Origin of the sequence: Clostridium celatum, assembly GCF_021412605.1 — a bacterium.
Lineage (GTDB): Bacteria > Bacillota > Clostridia > Clostridiales > Clostridiaceae > Clostridium > Clostridium celatum.
In genome coordinates this window covers 1-18,485 of the sequence record NZ_JAJKGM010000032.1, presented here as the reverse complement: position 1 = coordinate 18,485, position 18,485 = coordinate 1, and the positions used below count along the sequence as shown (strand labels likewise).

The window sequence follows — 18,485 nt, the reverse complement described above, 5'->3', positions numbered from 1 at the left end:
GTTTTTAACATTCTATCTCATAGGCTATATATTTTTAATATCTATAATTTTGTAGTGGTAAAAATTTTATGTTTTTTAAAATAACTGTATAACAAAATATATATTAATACTTAGTATCTTCTAATCCACAGAATGCATCTACTGGACTTACACCCTTAAATTCTGAACGTCCCATCATTTTATCAACTAATGCTTTAAGCGTATAATCTTTACTATCATAAGTATTTATATAAGTCTTAACTTGTGGTACATCAGCTAAATGGAATGGACATTGTACTGAAACAAAGATAGTAGGTATTTCATTTACATAGAATGGAATATCTGGAGTACCTTTACTTGGTGGCCATTGAAGACGCTGGTCAACACTTGCCCCTACATCAGCTAAATTTATAATTAAATCATATTTTGAAGTTAATTCAGCTATTGGACGCTTACCAGCATAAACATTTCCAAGTGCTGCACCCATTTCTTCTTTTGGTAATTTCATAATTTTGTCTATTGGTGATTCATATATTTCTATTTGGAATCCCTCTTCTTCTAATAATTCTTTCATTATATCTACAGGACCTTTTTGTACTCCTTGCATAAGAGCTATAAATTTACCAAATCCACCTTCGAAACCTTTAGCATTTACAAGTAATACTTTTTTAGTCTCATTTGGTGAAATTGGGAATATATCTTCATTATTCTTAACTAAAGTTATTCCCTTATCAGCTATTTCTAAAGCCGCTTTCTTATTTTCTTCTAAACCAATCTTGGCCATAGCTTCTTCTTTTGGTTGTAATATTTCAGCCTTAGCCTTCTTATGTAATCCTAAAGAAGCTTTTAAACCTAATATTCTAGCTAATGCATCATGAAGTCTTTCTTCAGTTATAACTCCATTTTTATATCCTTCCATCATCCATTGGAAATCTTCATCTGGATCATTGAAAAATAAGAATAAATCACTACCTGCTGCAATTGCAGTTGGTAACATATCTTTACGCTTCATAGCAGAAGTCATAGCAACCATATGAGATGCATCAGTTACAACTAATCCATTGAATCCCATTTGACCTTTTAATAAATCTGTTAATACGTATTTACTTAAAGTTGCAGGCATATTCATTTCTTGAATTGTAGCATTTGGATTGAAGTATCTTACGTATTCTGGTAAAGCAATATGTCCAGCCATTATTGATGGAAGACCTGCTTCAATTAATCCAGAGTATACTTTTCCAAAAGTAGCATTCCAATCTTCAACTGATAAAGTATTTGGAGCAAATGATAAGTGTTGATCTCTTTCATCTATACCATCCCCTGGAAAATGCTTAGCAGCTGGTAAAATTCCTGATTCCATTATACCTCTCATATACTCTAAAGATAATTCTAAAGTTTGATCAGCATCTGCAGACCAAGTTCTAGTAGATATTATTGGATTTCTCCAGTTCCTATTTATATCAACAATTGGGGCAAAACTCCAATTACATCCTATAGCAGATGCTTCAACCCCAGATATTCTTCCTAATTCATAAGCATAGTGTGGATCTTGAGTTGCAGCAATTTTCACTTCATTACCAACATATGTTCCATCTGTACAGGCTCCATTTCCACCCATTTCTGTATTAGCAGCTATTAATAGTGGAATTTTAGAATTTTCTTGTAATATTCTGTTTTGTTCATATACTTCTTCAGCTTTGCCTGGATTGTAACGAACAGCCCCTATGTGATAATTATCTAAAACACCCTTTAAATATTCTTCATCACGGCTCGCTCCCATGTTTACAAATAGTTGTCCTATTTTTTCTTCAATAGACATATTGTGTATTGTATCCTCTACCCATTTTATAGCTTCTTCATCTAAATTATATGGTTTTACTTTTAAATTTACCATTTAAGTTTCCTCCTTATATTCTAACATTTTTAAGTATACGTATACTTATTGTAGTTAATTTTATTAAGCTGCTCTTCTTTCTTCTAATGCTTTATTCATTTCAGCAACTTTTTTCTTAGAAAGATTATATACAAATATTAAAACTATTGTAGTTAATATAAATCCTCCTGCAGCCATTCCTATCCCTATATTTTTAATACCAATTCCAATACTTTCTGCTTGTACTGTAGCTCCTGATTGATATCCTAGTAAAGACAAGGCAAATCCTCCCATACCACCAGATATAACTTGTCCTAATTTTCTAGCTAATGAATATGAAGAATAAACTGTACCTTCATTTCTTTCTCCTGTAGTATATTCTTGATAATCAATAGCATCTGAAACTAATGCCCAAATTATTGTATTTACTAAACCAGATCCTAAGCCTGCTAAAAACGATAATACAAGAAATATTGATACTGTTAAGTTAGGAATAAATAACATTACTATATACATAGAAGCTGCAAAAGTTGATCCTAACACTGCTGATTCCTTTTTACCAAGTTTTCTAACTATTGCTCCTGCAAATGGTATTACAACTACAGAGGCTACCATACCAATCATTCCACCCAAAGCTGTAAAATTAGTAGCTTTAAAATAATCCTTGAATATATATACATTTAAACTGCTTAATGTAAATGTACCACCTAACATTAAGAATGAAGCTATTGCTACACCTAAAAATGCTCTATTCCTAAATAATAATCCAACTGTTTCTATAATCCCTTTTTTACTATTAGTTGTCTTGTGTACTATTCTTTCTCTAGTTAATCTAAAATTAAAGAAGAATGATACTGTTGAAATAATTGCTAAGATTACTGCACAAATTATAAATCCTTCTGCTGTAACTTCACCTTGTGCATTGAATATTATTTTTGGTACTAATACCATTACTAAAATATTAGCTAACATAGATCCAAGATTTCTAAAAGTTGATAAAGCTGTTCTTTCATTAGAATCATTAGTCATTACTGAAGCTAATGAACCATAAGGTATATTAACTGCTGTATACAACATTCCATATAAAATATATGTGACATATGCATATGGTAACTTAAGATTATCTGGTAAGCCTGGTATTGCTGTAAAAGCTAATATTCCAACAATAACCATTGGTAAACCAAATCTAATAACATATGGTCTAAATTTACCATGTTTAGTAGCTTGTGCCTTATCTAAAAGAACTCCCATTATAGGATCATTAATAGCATCCCAAAATCTAGCTACTACAAATAGAGTACCTACGGCTGCTGCACTAACTCCTAAAACATCTGTATAGAATACCATTAAGTAACTACTTACAAAAGCAAAGAATGCTGCACATCCAAAATCCCCAAATGCATATCCAACTTTATCACCCATATTAAACGATTTCACTTGTTCTTCTTTTTTACTTATTAAATCAAGAATCATAATTAATTTATCCTCCCAAACAATTCTTCATGAATACATTTACATTTTATTTTTTATGGTACCTTTATATAGAATGGAAAAATCATCTGCTTGAAATTTCCATTCTAATTTATCAATGATTATCTTTTAAAATATTTCTCTGAGTTTTTATAACAAATATTTTCTATAATTTCCCCTAATATTTCTTCATCATAAGGATATTGACCTGATTCCACTAAACCTCCTAAATAATTACATAATATTCTTCTAAAATATTCATGTCTTGTATATGATAAAAAGCTTCTTGAATCAGTTACCATTCCTACAAATTGACTTATAAGGCCTAGTTGAGATAATGCCATCATTTGTCGTTCCATTCCATCTTTTTGATCGTTAAACCACCATCCAGATCCAAATTGAATCTTTCCAGCTATATTTCCGCTTTGAAAATTACCAATCATTGTTCCAATTACTTCATTATCTTTAGGATTTAAGCAATATAAAATTGTCTTTGGAAGTTTATCTTCCTTATCTAATTCATCTAGTATTCTTGAAAGTGAATATGCTATTTCTCCATCATCAATACTATCAAATCCTGCATCTGCTCCTACTCTATTAAACATTCTTGTATTATTATTTCTTAATGCTCCTATATGAAGTTGCATTATCATTTTTCTTTCTGAATACATCTTTCCTAATGCTATTAATAATGCGCTTGAGTATTTTGATGCTTCTTCATTTGTTACGTACTCATCATTTAATGCCTTAGTAAAAATCTTGTTAATTTCTTCACATGAGTAATTATAAAAAATAACTCTTTCTAAGCTATGATCAGTAATCATGCATCCGTTGTCATAAAAATAGTCTAATCTAACCTCTAGAGCCTTTTCTAAATCACTAAATGATTTTATTTCAATCTTACTAACTTCTGATAATTTATTTATATATTCTTTAAATCCTTTATTTTGTATCTTCATTGCTCTTTCTGGTCTAAAGCTTGGATTAACTGAACATTTAAAATTATTATCCTCTTTTATTTCTTTATGATATCTTAAATCATCTATAGGATCATCTGTAGTTCCAATATAAACTACATTTGCCATATCTATTAACTTTTTTGCTGTTAATTTATTTTCTTTTATTGCTTTATTGCATTTTTTCCAAATTATATCTGCTGTTTTTTCACTTAATGTTTCTTCAACTCCAAAGAATTTCTTAAGCTCTAAATGTGACCAGTGATAAATTGGATTTCCTATTAAATAAGGCATCATTTTTGCAAATTGATAGAACTTATCATAATCACTAGCATCTCCAGTTATGTATTTTTCATCTATACCAAAGCTTCTCATAGCTCTCCACTTATAGTGGTCATGGTATAGCCACATTTCTGTTATATTTTTAAATTCATGATCTGTGGCTATTTCCATAGGAACTAGGTGACAGTGATAGTCAAACACTGGCACCTTTGAAGCGTAATTATGGTATAAAACTTTTGATACTTCATTTTCTAGTAAAAAGTCTTTATCCATAAATTTCTTCATTTTAATATCCCCTTACAAATTAATTATTCTTGTTTATTCTTTTTAATTGCCTCAATTAGTCCATTAATATACACTGCACCTAATGCTCTATCATATAATCCATATCCTGGTCTACCTGTTTCTCCCCAAATCATTCTTCCATGGTCTGGTCTGTAAGGCCCTTGGAAATCATAATCACAGTAAGCTTTAACTATTTCATAAAAATCTAAAGAACCGGCTTCGGATAAATGAGCTACTTCATTAAAGCTACTATCTCCTGTTATTTTTACATTTCTAAGATGAGCAAAATGTATTCTATTTCTTTCTTTTCCAAAATAATTAACCATTTCAACCATATCATTAACTTTTGTACACCCTAGAGAGCCTGTACATAATGTTACTCCATGATAAGGACTATCATATAAATCTATAAATCTCTTTAAATTATCAAAATTAGTTATAATTCTTGGTAATCCAAATATTCCCCATGGTGGATCATCCGGATGTATTGCCATTTTCATTCTTACTTCATCAGCAACTTTCATTATTCTTTGTATAAAATAATTTAAATTACTCCATAATATTTCTTCATCTATATCTTTATATTGCTCTAGTAAACCTTTAAGTCCACCTTCACCATAAGATGTATCCCATCCTGGTAATTCTAATTCACCTAATGCCGGATCCATCTTTTTAACTTGCTCTTCATCATATATTAGACAAGTTGAACCATCCTCTAATTCATAATTTAAATCAGATCTTGTCCAATCAAATACTGGCATAAAGTTGTAACAGATTGTATCTATCCCAGCCTCTGCTAAATTTCTGATTGTTTGTATATAATTATCTATATATTTATCTCTTGTTGGTAACCCAAGCTTTATATCTTCATGTACTGGTACACTTTCTATTACAGAAAGCTTTAATCCATGACTTTCTATCTCATTCTTTAATTCTAAAATTCTTTCTAATGGCCATACTTCTCCAACTGGAATATCATATATAGCCGTAACTATTCCTTTCATACCTGGTATTTGCTTGATGTATTCAATTTTAACTGGATCATCTTTTCCATACCATCTGAACGTCATTTCCATGATTTTTCCTCCATTTTAATAATTTAATTATTATTTTCAAACTTCAATGCTACATCCTTGTAAATACTAGTATACAAGTTTTCTTAAAAATTTTAAGCTTTAATTTTATCCATTTTTTTAACGAAAGCTTTAGCTGTATTTTCTATATCCTCAAGTGTTCCTTTTATTAATGAGCTTCCAACTCCAACACAAGAAACTCCATTTGCAAACCATTCATCAATATTATCTACTGATACTCCACCTGTTGGCATTATTTCAACATGTGGAATAGGTGCTTTTATTGCTTTTACATATTTTGCACCAAAAACATCACCTGGGAATAGCTTAATCATTTTATTTCCAGCATCCATAGCTTTCATTATTTCACTTACTGTCATACAACCTGGTAAATAAAGAACTTTCCTTTCTTTACAAACCTCATTAACTTCCTCACTATATCCTGGACTTACAACATACTTTGCACCAGCTTCAATTGCGTCTGAAGCCATTTTACCATTTAAAACACTTCCAACTCCAATTAATGATTCTGTATGTGAGGTATATTCTTTTATAAGATCACATACATTGGGTATTGTATAAGTAAGTTCCAATGATTTAATTCCGCCTCTTAAGCAAGCTTCCATGTAACCTCTAGCTTCTTCATGACTTTTACCTCTAACTACAGCTACAATTCCATTTGCTTTTAATTCATTTAAAATCATTTTCCCTTTCCCCCTTATACTCCTGAATAAGCAGAAAATGCTCCATCTACTGGAATAACTACTCCATTTACAAATCCTGATGCTTCTTCAGATACTAAATATAGTAATGTTCCTATTAGTTCATCAGCTTCACCAAATCTTCTCATAGGTGTACTATTAAGAATCTTTTCAGTTCTTGCTGTTGGTGTTCCATCTTCATTAAATAATAATTTTTGATTTTGAGCTGTTACAAAAAACCCTGGTGCTATTGCATTAACTCTAACCCCTACTTTAGACATATGTACCGCAAGCCATTGAGTAAAATTGCTTACTGCTGCTTTTGCCCCTGAATATGCTGGTATCTTTGTAAGTGGTGTAAATGCATTCATAGATGATATGTTGATTATTGTAGCACCATCTTTATTAAGCATATCCTTACTAAATTCTTGTGATGGAAGTAATGTACCTAAGAAATTTAAATTAAATACAAATTCTACACCTTTTGGATCTAAATCAAAGAATGTTGTTAATTCATCATTTTCTAAATCTTCAATTTCTAAGTATTCTTTAGTTGTAGTTCCTTTTGGATGATTTCCTCCAGCTCCATTTATTAATATGTCAACTGACCCAAATTCTTTAAGAATTATTTCATGAGCCTTTCTTAAACTTTCTTTATCTAAAACATTGGCTTCAATACCAATTGCTATTCCACCTTTTTCATTTATCTCTTTAGCTTTATTATCACAAGCCTCTTGTCCTAATGCTAAAATTGCAATTTTTGCTCCACATTCTGCAAGTGCATCAGCCATTGCTCCGCAAAGAATTCCTGTACCACCTGTTACAACGCAAACTTTATCTTTTAAATCAATATTAAATGGTAATTTCATTTTCCATTCCTCCTTGCAATTACTATACTTGTATACTAGCATATTAATATATAAATTACAATAACTTTTTTGAAAACATTTAAATTTTTTTATATACTAAAAAAACCATATAATATTAACTTTAATATTATATGGCTTCCTTTTATATTATTATTTATATTTTTAATAAATTTATTTATTAATTCTTCAATATTTTCTCTCATTATTTAAATATATTTTTTAATTAAACTATATATTTTGCTATTTCAGAGTTCTCTTTTATCAGTTTCTTCCATTGCTCAACTGGTTCTTTTATATGATGTGATACAACCTCTTCAATATGATTTATATCTTTATTTTTTATAATATCTAAATACGTTATATGTTGGTCAACTAAAAATTCTTTATTTAACTTTAATTCAGCTAATAATCTCATTCTATTATAATGAGTACTTATATTACAAATAGATTCCCATACATTAACCTTATTTATACCTTTAAATAATAATTTATGAAATTCTTTATCTAAGTTATGGAATTCCAATAAATTATCACCTTTTTGTGCAACTAATTTTTGTGCAAATAAACATTTCTCCATTTCCATTAATGTATCTTCTGAAAATTTTTCACATGCTTCTTTTAATGCTTCTTTTTCTAAGTTATATCTAATAAAAATAGCTTCTTCTATTAAATTCCAATCTATTAACGAAACATAAGTTCCTGCCTGTGGCTTAACTTCTATCAACTTTTCAGCCTTAAGTTTTATTAAAACCTCTCTTATTGGTGTTCTTGATACATTTAAGCGTTTTGCTAATTCTGACTCACTTAACAACTCGCCTGGCTTTAATTCTAAACACATAATATTATCTTTTAATACTCTATATACATAATCTTTTCCAGTTTCTTTATCTAACTTATCATAAAGTATCACCTATAATTACCCCCTAATATTTTTGCTAATTTATAAATTACGAGACCTTTTATCCTAGTACACTAGTATAATTACATTTTATTATATCATAAAAAAATTAGGTATATATACTATACCTAATTTTTTTATTAATTTTATTAATATCTTATTTCTTATAGCCGAAATTTGGTATATTAGTCCATCTTTCACGTAAAGAATGAGCTATCATCTTAGGCTTTCTTTCTCTAGTAAATATCCCCTTTTTATTACCTTGGACTCTTATTATACCTTGACTTGTAGCAAAATCTGCAAAATTCCACGTTTGTTCTCCAACAAAGTTTTTACATTTGTCTACAACTTCATGATTAGCTTCATAATATTGTACTTGATATTCTTCAGTAAACATAACTGGTACTGTATCATGCATTCCTGCAACAGTGTCTGCACCATACTCTGTAAACATTATAGGCGTATTAGGACATCTTTCTTCCCAACCTCTTAGTTCTTCAGCAAGCATTCTTTTAGCTTCCTCTAAATCTCCACCTGCTACATACCATCCATAATATCTATTAAGGCATAATACATCTACTATATCCCCAACTTTACATTTATCCGGAGTAGAGTATAAATATGTAACTACAGTCACAGGTCTCTTTTGAGGATCTAATTCCTTTGTTAACTTTATTAATGGTTCAAAATATTCCTTTGCTCCTTCTGAATCAGAATCTGGTTCATTTGCTACAGACCACATTACAACACATGGATGATTTTTATCTCTTGAAACTAATTCTCGTAAGACTTGTTCATGTGCTTCTTTAGTACCTATCTCTTTCCATGTATCCCTTTTTACAGAATCACCAAATAATCCAGTGGCCATAAAGTTTAAATGTAATCCCACTGCTGGAGTTTCATCAATTACAACTATTCCTTCTCTATCTGCAAGTCTCATTATTTCCTCTGAATAAGGATAATGTGCAGTTCTAAATGAGTTTGCTCCAATCCATTTCATTAAATTAAAATCTTTTATATTAACAGCTTCGTTCATTCCTCTTCCATTTATATAAGAATCTTCATGTTTTCCAAATCCTTTAAAATAGAATGGCTTATTATTAATTAAGAACTTTCCTTCTTTAACTTTAACTGTTCTTACACCAAAATCTTCAAAATAAGTATCGATTACTGTATTATCATTTAATAATTCAACTTTTAATTTATATAGATATGCATTCATAGGTTCCCATAACTTAACATTATCTATAACTAAATTTCCACACTTTCCTGTTTCTTGTGAAACTACATTATTATTCTCATCAATAATTGATACATTAATATTCCCTTCTCCTACAGTCTTAATTTCATAATTAACATATCCTACTGTTTCTTTAAAATCAGTAACAATTGTTATGTCTTCTATATAATTCTTAGGAGTTGTATAAATTTTTACAGGTCTATGTATTCCTGCATAATTGAAAAAGTCAAAATTAACTAAATTTTTTACAACTCTTTTTCCATTAACCTCTACCTCTTTTACTAATCCAACTGGTAAAGTGCTCTCATCTATTATATTATTTACAGCAACAGTTAATCTATTTTCACCTTGTACCAATAGATTATTTATTTCAGCCTCAAAAGGAGTAAATCCTCCCTTATGCTCAACTAATAATTCTCCATTTAAATATACTTTTGCTTCATGAGTTACTGACCCAAATCTTAACACTATTCTTTCATTAGTTAAAAACTTAGGAACAATAAAATTTCTTTCATACCATACCCATCCAACATGATCTCTAATTTCTTGATTTTCTACTAAATCATTATATGAAGCTGGTACAGCCATTTCTATAGTATTTTTTAATGGTGATTTTCTCCATTCTTCTGTAAGGCCATATTCCTTATCTAGTTTAAACTTCCATATACCATTTAAATCTATTAATTGTCTTGATTCTGTAACTATTGGATATAACATAATAACCCCTCCAAAAATTTATTTTAATAAAATTTATTATTTTTTTAAAATTTTACCTTTTTACATTGCATAATCCATTATCTATAACTGAATTAATTGTATCTTCATCAATAATATTTATATCTCCTATTATTGAATGCTTCAAAGCACTAGCACATGTTCCAAATTCTACAATTCTTTCATTTTTCATTTCATTTAAAATTCCGTGAAGTATCCCTGCTGTAAAAGCATCACCACCACCAACTCTATCTAATATGTCAAATGTATGCTTATTTGATTTAAATAACTGATTTCCATCAAATAAATACCCCTGTAAAGTATTATTGTTTATTGAATTTACAATTCTCTTAGTACATGCTACATATTTTAAATTTGGATATTTTTTAAATAGCTTCTCGTAATTATATTGTAATTTTTCCTCAACCCCTAAATTATTATCCTCAAACTTTAATATATTTTCCATATCTAGCTGTCCTAAAAAAGCAAAATCTATATATGGTAATATTTCTTCTAAAACTTCCTTTGCCTCATCTATAGACCATAACTTCGATCTATAATTAGAATCATAAGAAACTAGTATTCCTTGTCTTCTACATTCCTTTACAATATCTATTATTAACTCTTTTAAATTATTGCTTAAAGCTGGAGTTATTCCTGATAAATGAACTAATCCAACATCTTTTAGCATTTTTTTTATATCAAATTCTTCTTTTTTAGCCATGGAAATTGCTGAATACTTTCTATCATATATAACTTCAGTACTTCTAAGTCCATGTCCTATTTCAGAATAATATACACCAAGTCTACCTTCACCTATCACAACATCGTTTACATCTACATTATAACCCCTAAACTTACTTATGACTTTTTCTCCTAAATAATTATTTGGTAATTTAGTTATAAACTTAGTATCATGACCCATAATAGCAAGACTTGCTATTACATTTGCTTCTCCTCCAGAATATACAGCCTCGAAAGAATTAGCTTGTATTATTTTTTGATTATTAGGAGGCGTAAGTCTTAACATTATTTCTCCAAAACCTAATACTTTTTTACTTTTGAATTGTATGTTTCTCATCCTACCCCTATCCTTTCCCAATTATATATAAGATTATTTAGATAAATTTAATCTAAATTCATTTATAACTTTTTCTTGATATTCACCTATATATAAATCACCAATAAATTTTTCTAAAGCCTCTTTAGTAAATCTTTCCCAAGAATCTTTTTCTTTTTTAACCATTATTGGATAATATAAAACTTCATTTGATTCAGCAGCTTTAAGATCTCCTAAAGCATCACCTACCATTAAAACCTTTGTTCTATCATATCCCTTTTCAATAAGCTTACTTATACAATAAGCCTTTGATCCAATATTTTGAGTTAAAACTATATCAACATTTTCTAAAAGTCCATTATGACTCCATTCATCTAAAACTGCTTTTTCATTTGCAGATGATACTATTGCTATATCTGCAATTTTTTTAGCTGCTATTATAGCCTCTTTTACTCCTTCGAATGGACATTTTTCATCGTCACTTAATAAATCTATTGATTTATTTACAGCTTTTGACCATTCTAAAGCCCTTTTTATACAAATATTATTTGTCTTTTCTAATTCAGCTTCTAAAGATTCATTGGAAAGTTCTAAAGTTTCCTCTGTCCATTTTAAAAATTCATCTAAACCTTCAATTTTTATATATTTATCATTAATTTCAGTAAGAGCTACTGCTAACCCCTTAAATCTATTTATTCCCCTAGTTAATGTATAAAGATTAACTTCATTCCAACTATCTAATATAGTCTTTCTCCACTTTTCAAGATTCCATTCTGTAATCATACAAGGTCCAAAACACTTTATATGCTTTATATCCATAGTATCTATTGCACATCCATCAGAATCTATACAAATAAGAAAATCTTTATTTTTTATAAACTTTTCTAATATATTACTCATCTTGTCACCTACTATTGTATTTTTATATTATATTTGGAGTTAGTACTTCAAATCAGTGTGTAGACTTTTGAGTATTATTAAAATTTTCCAATTCCCTAATAACATCAAATTTTGGTAATATTGCTTAAGTATAAAAGAATGGTACTAACTCAAATATAATAATTATAAATTTACTTTATACGAAAGTATTTATACTAGTATACTAGCATATTAATTTCCACATTTCAACTACTTATTTATTACTAAATTAGTTCACAACTATAAAAAGCAACTATATAAATATATAATTGCTTCCTTAATAAAAATATTTATTAAATTATTTACCTAAAAAATATATTAATTCCATACAATAGTTATTTTTAAATTCTCATCCTCTACTTCAGCACTTATTCTCTGGCCTAACTTCTCCACTAAAACATTAGTTATATATAAACCTAATCCTGTATTTCTATCGCTTCTTGATTTATCCACAGTATAAAATCTATCAAAAATCTTATCCACATTTTGTTCATTTAATCCTATTGCTTTGTTAATAAATTCTGTTATTATGATATCGTCTTTTTGTTTTAAAGTTATTTTTACAAACTTTTCTCCATGTTTAATCATATTACCTATTAAATTTGAAAATATTCTAATTACAGCACTTTCATCACATATTATATCTCTTATATTTTCATCTATTTCTATAATAGGCTCAATATTATTATTTATAAAATCATTATAGAACAATGCAATATTTTCACATAATATTTTGCTTAAATTTATTTTTTTATAATTAAATTTATATTCATTTCCTTCAATTCTTGATAAATCATAAAAACCATTAATTAATTCTTGCAAGGACTTTGTCCTCTTCTCTATTATTTCTAAATACTCTTTTCTTTCAATTTCTGAAAGATCCTTTTCCTTAACCATTTGCATATATCCCATTATAGAAGTTAACGGTGTTCTCAAATCATGAGACATATTAGATATACTTTGTCTTAATTCTTCTTCTGTCTTCTTTTTTGCAGCTACTACTTTTTGTCTTTCGTCATATAGCAAGTTGATATTAATCACTAATTTTTCTATATCTTTATCAATAGTTGAAGTTTTTATATTAGTATATTCATTTAAGTTTTTTTCAATTTGCATACTTATTTTTCTTAATTCTGTTTTATTTTTAATAATAATACTTATTAAAACAATAATTACCACTATTAAAAGATATATTATTCCCATTAATTCTCCTTTTCTACATATCAATATTATATATCTATCTTATTGTATTTTTATCATTAAATTTAACACTATAGTAATTACTTAATTATATTCTAAGTATTAAATATTTCCAATATAATACCTTTATAAACATAATAAATAATTTCACCTTCAATATTATTCATAATTCTAAAAAAATGATCGGTTATAGTTACCGACCATTTTTATTCATTAATTAAAACTATTACTTTTTTATACTAAAGTTCTTTAAATTTAGTTACTCCTTGATTAATTAATACTTCCCATGCAACTACTAACATTACTAATAATATTATAGCAACTATACTTAAAAACATTATAAAATTACTTATTCTAAATAAATATACTGCACCTATTCCTAATCCAATTGTGGCCATAACAAATACCATTGTAATAAATACACTTGTGCTTTGTTTTACTACTACTGTAGGGTTTGTCCAGTCCAATTTAGGGAAATATAAATTTCCTATCAATCCTACAACTGGTGATAATAATGAAAATATTAAGCTTATTACAAGATTAAATATTAAATACTTAATTTCATAATTTAATCCTATAAATAACAATATATTAGAAATAATTGTAGCAGGAACTGTTATAATTAAATTCATTAAAATCTTACCTTTAAATATTTTTACAGTATCAATAGGTAGTGATTTAATTATCCATAATCTATTACCTTCTAATGAAATTGATGAATTAGTAGTACATGATAACCCTATAGTAAATACCATTAATACTAATGCCATCATAGGAATTAAATCTTCCATTCCTTGATACCCTAATAAAACTAAAATCTGTTCTCTACTTAAAAATAAACTGACAACAGATGCTGATACTAGCAATACCATTGCAAATGCTGTATTAAAAATATATATTGGTGTTGCTATATATCTCCTTAATTCTTGTATCATTAATGCTTTTAGGATACTTTTTTCTTCTAAACTTCCAACCTTATAATTGGCTCTTCTATAAGTTTCAGATAGCTTTCCATTAATAATCTTAAATGTTTTTGCAAATACAAATATAAAAATCATAAATGGTATTATCGATATAATTATAAACTTAACTAAACTAATAAAATCAATATTTATTAATGCATTTTTTAAATATAAAGCCGGTGGATATATACTAGATAATCCATTTACTATTGATTCACTATTAGCTATAAATTCATTAACATATTTTTGTGAATTAAATGAGACTGCCATAATACCAAGTAAAATTATCATTCCTACTATTACAGTTGCTATATTTTTATGCTTAAATCTTGATGATATAAATGTTATTATAACTGCGATTATTGAAGCTGCTACTATAGGTATCATTGGTACAAATATTAATGATATTGTTAATATTAAAAAATACATCCATGATAAACTTCCATTATATCTAAAATAAACTATAGATGCTGGTATTAATATAAGTGCTGAGCTTATAAAATTTATAGACATAAGGCTAATTATTTTACTAGCTAATATTGTGGTGTTCTTTATAGGCAAAGACATTAATAAATCATAATCTTTTGCATTAAATAAAACACCTTGAGCCTTGTATATTGATGTAAAAAGTCCTAACATACAACTTACCAATATAGCCATTACTAATAATAAATCTAAATAACCTATTTCTTGTAATGCTTCCGCCATCATTAATGAATATGTCGTTGACATAAAGCAAATTAAAGCTCCAATAAATATCAACATAAATGTTGAAAATAATAGCTTTTTCTTCTCTTTACCTCCATTTATTCCATTAGCTAAAGAATTAATACCTGTATTATTTATAAATGAATTTTTTAATATAACTAATAAATTACTCATTATCAATCAACTCCATAAATACATCTTCTAAAGAGCTATTTCCTTTAACCTCTTCCATAGTTCCTTCTGCTACAATCTTTCCACCTTTAATAATTGCAATCTTATCACATAATTTTTCAGCAACTTCTAATACATGAGTTGAGAAAAATATAGAACTTCCTTCATTACATATTTCTCTCATTATTTCTTTAAGCGTATGAGCTGCCTTAGGGTCTAGTCCAACAAAAGGTTCATCTAAAATTAATAGCTTTGGCTTATGAATTAATGCTGATATAACAGCTAGCTTTTGCTTCATACCATGCGAATATGACGATATTAAATCCCCTAAATACTTAGTTAACTCTAATTTATCTCCATAATATTTAATTAATTTTTCTCTTTGAGCTTTACCAACCTTATATATATCTGCAATAAAGCTTAAATACTGAATGCCAGTTAACGCTTCATAAAGATCTGGATTATCAGGTATATAGGCCATAATTTTTTTACATTCTATTGTATCATTTTTAATTGATTTTCCATTAACTAATATATCTCCATCATTAAAATCTAATATTCCTACAATAGCTTTAATTGTTGTAGTTTTTCCTGCTCCATTATGTCCTATAAAGCCAAATATTTCTCCACCATTTACATTTAAAGATATATTGTCTACTGCTTTTTGTCCTTTTGAATATTCCTTAGAAAAATTCTTTATATCTAACATACTAACTCCCCTTTTTATCATTGATCTATTTATCCTAATTTATAAATTTGAGATTAATGCAAAAACTTGAATAAATATAGCTAAAACTGAAATAATTAACTGTCTTTTCCACTGATCAGTTTTACCATTCTTATTAGGTAAAAATCCTAATGCATATACTCCAATAGGTAAAATAACAGCCAATACTTTTGGCATATAGTTTTGTAATTGCCCACTAGCTGAAATTTGCATTCCTACTTTATCTGGCAATAGCCAAAATGAAACAATTCCTAAAATAGCAATTAATATGCCAAAGCCTAATTTAATATAATTTGATAATTTTCTATTTTCCATCTCTTTTTACCCGTCCTCATTAATTGTTGTTATACTATCTTTGTCTTTATTTTATATCCTGAGTCTTAAATATTTTTATTCCAAATATTAATGCAATTACAATGGTTATTGAAGCTATTATCATGGCTCTTAATACATCAGTATTACTTGAATAAATCGAAACAGCTAATGCTGAATTATAAAATGGTAATACTTCATATATCTTATCAAACCACGGATAGATCCCATAAAGAAATCCCCCTAGTGTTGGAGCTCCTATAAACAATGCAACTGCTATCCCTATAGTAGCACCATTACTTTTAACTAATGTAGCTATAATCATTATTAATGATGCAACTGCTAAATTGGTTAGAATTGCAGCTATAAATACCTTCATCATTCCTAATAATTGTGATAATTCAAAATTTTGTCCCCATCCATTAATAATAGTTGTACCTATGGTTGGAATTATTGTTAATAATGCTAACAGTATTGTAATTGCTATTACCATTGCTAAAAACTTTGATATATAAAACTCCTCTCTTTTCTTTCCATAAGCTAGGAAATTCTTAATAGTTCCTTGTGAATATTCCTTAGCCATTAATGAAGCTACTAAAATTCCTATTAATATCTCCATAAAACCAGATCCAAATGAAGAATGATATATTTCCAATGCTGTTGGATTCATTATATCTTTTGCTTGAATTTGAATTCCTAACGCCCCTGGGGTAACTATAGCTTCACTTTCTACTGAATTCATCATTTCTTGTATAAATATTTCTTTTTGATTCTCGGGCATATCCCCTAAGCTATCCATTAAAATTTTTTCTATAACAGATGATGCCATAACAACTGTTAAGATTGACATGGCAATTACTATAGTAACTATAACTTTAAATGTCCTATTTTTGAATAACTTATATAATTCTGCTTTTAGCGATTTAATCATTTAAATCACCTCCAATAACATTCATAAAGTATTCTTCTAAATTTTCTCCTTTTATTCCTATACTCTCAACTATAACTCCAGCTTTAGAAATAGTTGAATTAATGATACCAATGCTATCTAGATTTGAAAATATCTTTATTTTATTACCTTCCCAAACTTCATAATCACTTATATCTAATTCCCTTTCTAACAAAGCAACAGCTTTTGCTGTATCATCCACTATTAAATCTATATATTGTCTACACTTTTCATTTAATTCATTTGCAGTTATTTCTTCAATCAATCTACCCTTAGATATTATTCCATATGTGGTTGCAAGTTCTGATAATTCACTTAATATATGGCTGGATATTAATATTGTCATATCCTTTTCTTTATTTATCTTCTTTAATAACTCTCTTATTTCAACAATTCCCATTGGATCAAGCCCATTTATAGGTTCATCTAGTATAAGTAATTTGGGATTTCCCATTAATGCATTTGCAATTCCTAATCTTTGTCTCATACCTAAAGAAAAGTTTTTAACCTTTTTCTTTTCAACATCATTTAATCCAACTAAATTTAATACCTCGTCTATACAATTCTTTCCTGGTATGTCTCTTACTAATCTAGATACTTCAAGGTTTTCTCTTGCAGTCATATTCCCATAAAATGATGGTGTTTCAATTAAACTTCCTATCATAGTTCTTGCTTCATTTAATGCTTTTTCACCACTACCACCAAATAATTCTATCTCTCCATTACTTTTATGAATTAATCCTGTTATAAGTCTAATTAAGGTTGTCTTTCCCGCTCCATTTTGGCCTATAAAACCATATATATCTCCTTTTTTAATTGTCATATTAACATTATCTACAACTATTTGATTACCATATTTTTTTGTAAGGTTATATGTCTTTAATATAAGTTCTTTCACTTTTAATTTACCTCCTTATTAAAATTATCTATTACTCATTAGCTATTCCTTATTTAATTCTCTACTGTAATTACAGTGTATATTTACAGTTATAAGATAGCTTAAAGAAAATATTAAGAAAGTATTAAGTTTGTAAAAAAGCAAAAAAATCAGCCTGGTTATTTCTGAACTGCCCCCCGTCAAGTAGACAGGGTAAATAATAAAAAATTATGATGCTAAGGTATGACTCCTATATTCAAG

Annotated in this window: 16 protein-coding genes; all 16 read right to left on the bottom strand. The window is 28.0% G+C overall.

Going from position 1 to position 18,485, the window contains the following annotated elements; translation table 11 throughout:
* Positions 1-103: 103 nt before the first annotated feature.
* A complete protein-coding gene (locus tag LPC13_RS12450; RefSeq protein ID WP_005212195.1) occupies positions 104-1,873 on the bottom strand; it encodes a glycoside hydrolase family 3 protein in 1,770 nt (589 codons plus the stop codon).
* Between the two features lie 63 nt (positions 1,874-1,936).
* Entirely contained in the window at positions 1,937-3,325 is a 1,389-nt protein-coding gene (locus tag LPC13_RS12445) for an MFS transporter (RefSeq protein ID WP_005212198.1), read from the bottom strand.
* Between the two features lie 119 nt (positions 3,326-3,444).
* Positions 3,445-4,845, bottom strand: coding sequence for a glucuronate isomerase (gene uxaC / locus LPC13_RS12440; RefSeq protein WP_005212199.1), 1,401 nt, complete (start codon positions 4,843-4,845; stop codon positions 3,445-3,447).
* Between the two features lie 23 nt (positions 4,846-4,868).
* Positions 4,869-5,921 carry a mannonate dehydratase gene (gene uxuA, locus LPC13_RS12435; protein WP_005212200.1) on the bottom strand — a complete coding sequence of 351 codons (1,053 nt, stop codon included), beginning with the start codon at positions 5,919-5,921 and terminating at the stop codon, positions 4,869-4,871.
* Positions 5,922-6,013: 92 nt separating this feature from the next.
* Positions 6,014-6,622, bottom strand: coding sequence for a bifunctional 4-hydroxy-2-oxoglutarate aldolase/2-dehydro-3-deoxy-phosphogluconate aldolase (gene eda, locus LPC13_RS12430; protein WP_234088838.1), 609 nt, complete (start codon positions 6,620-6,622; stop codon positions 6,014-6,016).
* A 14-nt stretch (positions 6,623-6,636) separates the two neighbouring features.
* Positions 6,637-7,488 carry an SDR family oxidoreductase gene (locus tag LPC13_RS12425; protein WP_040419064.1) on the bottom strand — a complete coding sequence of 284 codons (852 nt, stop codon included), beginning with the start codon at positions 7,486-7,488 and terminating at the stop codon, positions 6,637-6,639.
* A 223-nt stretch (positions 7,489-7,711) separates the two neighbouring features.
* Positions 7,712-8,398 carry a GntR family transcriptional regulator gene (locus tag LPC13_RS12420; RefSeq protein WP_005212203.1) on the bottom strand — a complete coding sequence of 229 codons (687 nt, stop codon included), beginning with the start codon at positions 8,396-8,398 and terminating at the stop codon, positions 7,712-7,714.
* A 145-nt stretch (positions 8,399-8,543) separates the two neighbouring features.
* On the bottom strand, positions 8,544-10,343 hold the full coding sequence (gene uidA, locus LPC13_RS12415; RefSeq protein WP_005212204.1) for a beta-glucuronidase: 1,800 nt from the start codon (positions 10,341-10,343) through the stop codon (positions 8,544-8,546).
* Between the two features lie 52 nt (positions 10,344-10,395).
* Positions 10,396-11,421, bottom strand: coding sequence for a sugar kinase (locus LPC13_RS12410; RefSeq protein ID WP_005212205.1), 1,026 nt, complete (start codon positions 11,419-11,421; stop codon positions 10,396-10,398).
* A gap of 33 nt (positions 11,422-11,454) precedes the next feature.
* Positions 11,455-12,300 carry an HAD family hydrolase gene (locus LPC13_RS12405; protein ID WP_195244578.1) on the bottom strand — a complete coding sequence of 282 codons (846 nt, stop codon included), beginning with the start codon at positions 12,298-12,300 and terminating at the stop codon, positions 11,455-11,457.
* Positions 12,301-12,636: 336 nt separating this feature from the next.
* Positions 12,637-13,521, bottom strand: a complete 885-nt coding sequence (locus tag LPC13_RS12400; RefSeq protein WP_005212221.1) for a sensor histidine kinase — start codon at positions 13,519-13,521, stop codon at positions 12,637-12,639.
* A gap of 236 nt (positions 13,522-13,757) precedes the next feature.
* Positions 13,758-15,362 carry an ABC transporter permease gene (locus LPC13_RS12395; RefSeq protein WP_005212223.1) on the bottom strand — a complete coding sequence of 535 codons (1,605 nt, stop codon included), beginning with the start codon at positions 15,360-15,362 and terminating at the stop codon, positions 13,758-13,760.
* Complete coding sequence (locus LPC13_RS12390; RefSeq protein ID WP_040419066.1) at positions 15,355-16,068, bottom strand: ABC transporter ATP-binding protein; 714 nt, start codon at positions 16,066-16,068, stop codon at positions 15,355-15,357. The genes LPC13_RS12395 and LPC13_RS12390 overlap by 8 nt, the downstream gene beginning before the upstream one ends.
* A gap of 39 nt (positions 16,069-16,107) precedes the next feature.
* Entirely contained in the window at positions 16,108-16,401 is a 294-nt protein-coding gene (locus LPC13_RS12385; protein WP_005212226.1) for an SdpI family protein, read from the bottom strand.
* A 46-nt stretch (positions 16,402-16,447) separates the two neighbouring features.
* The gene (locus tag LPC13_RS12380; protein WP_005212228.1) at positions 16,448-17,329 is read right to left on the bottom strand and encodes an ABC transporter permease subunit; all 882 of its coding nucleotides are present in this window, start codon (positions 17,327-17,329) and stop codon (positions 16,448-16,450) included.
* Positions 17,322-18,245, bottom strand: coding sequence for an ABC transporter ATP-binding protein (locus LPC13_RS12375; protein WP_005212230.1), 924 nt, complete (start codon positions 18,243-18,245; stop codon positions 17,322-17,324). Before LPC13_RS12375 ends, LPC13_RS12380 begins: the two co-directional genes overlap by 8 nt.
* Between the last annotated feature and the right edge of the window lie 240 nt (positions 18,246-18,485).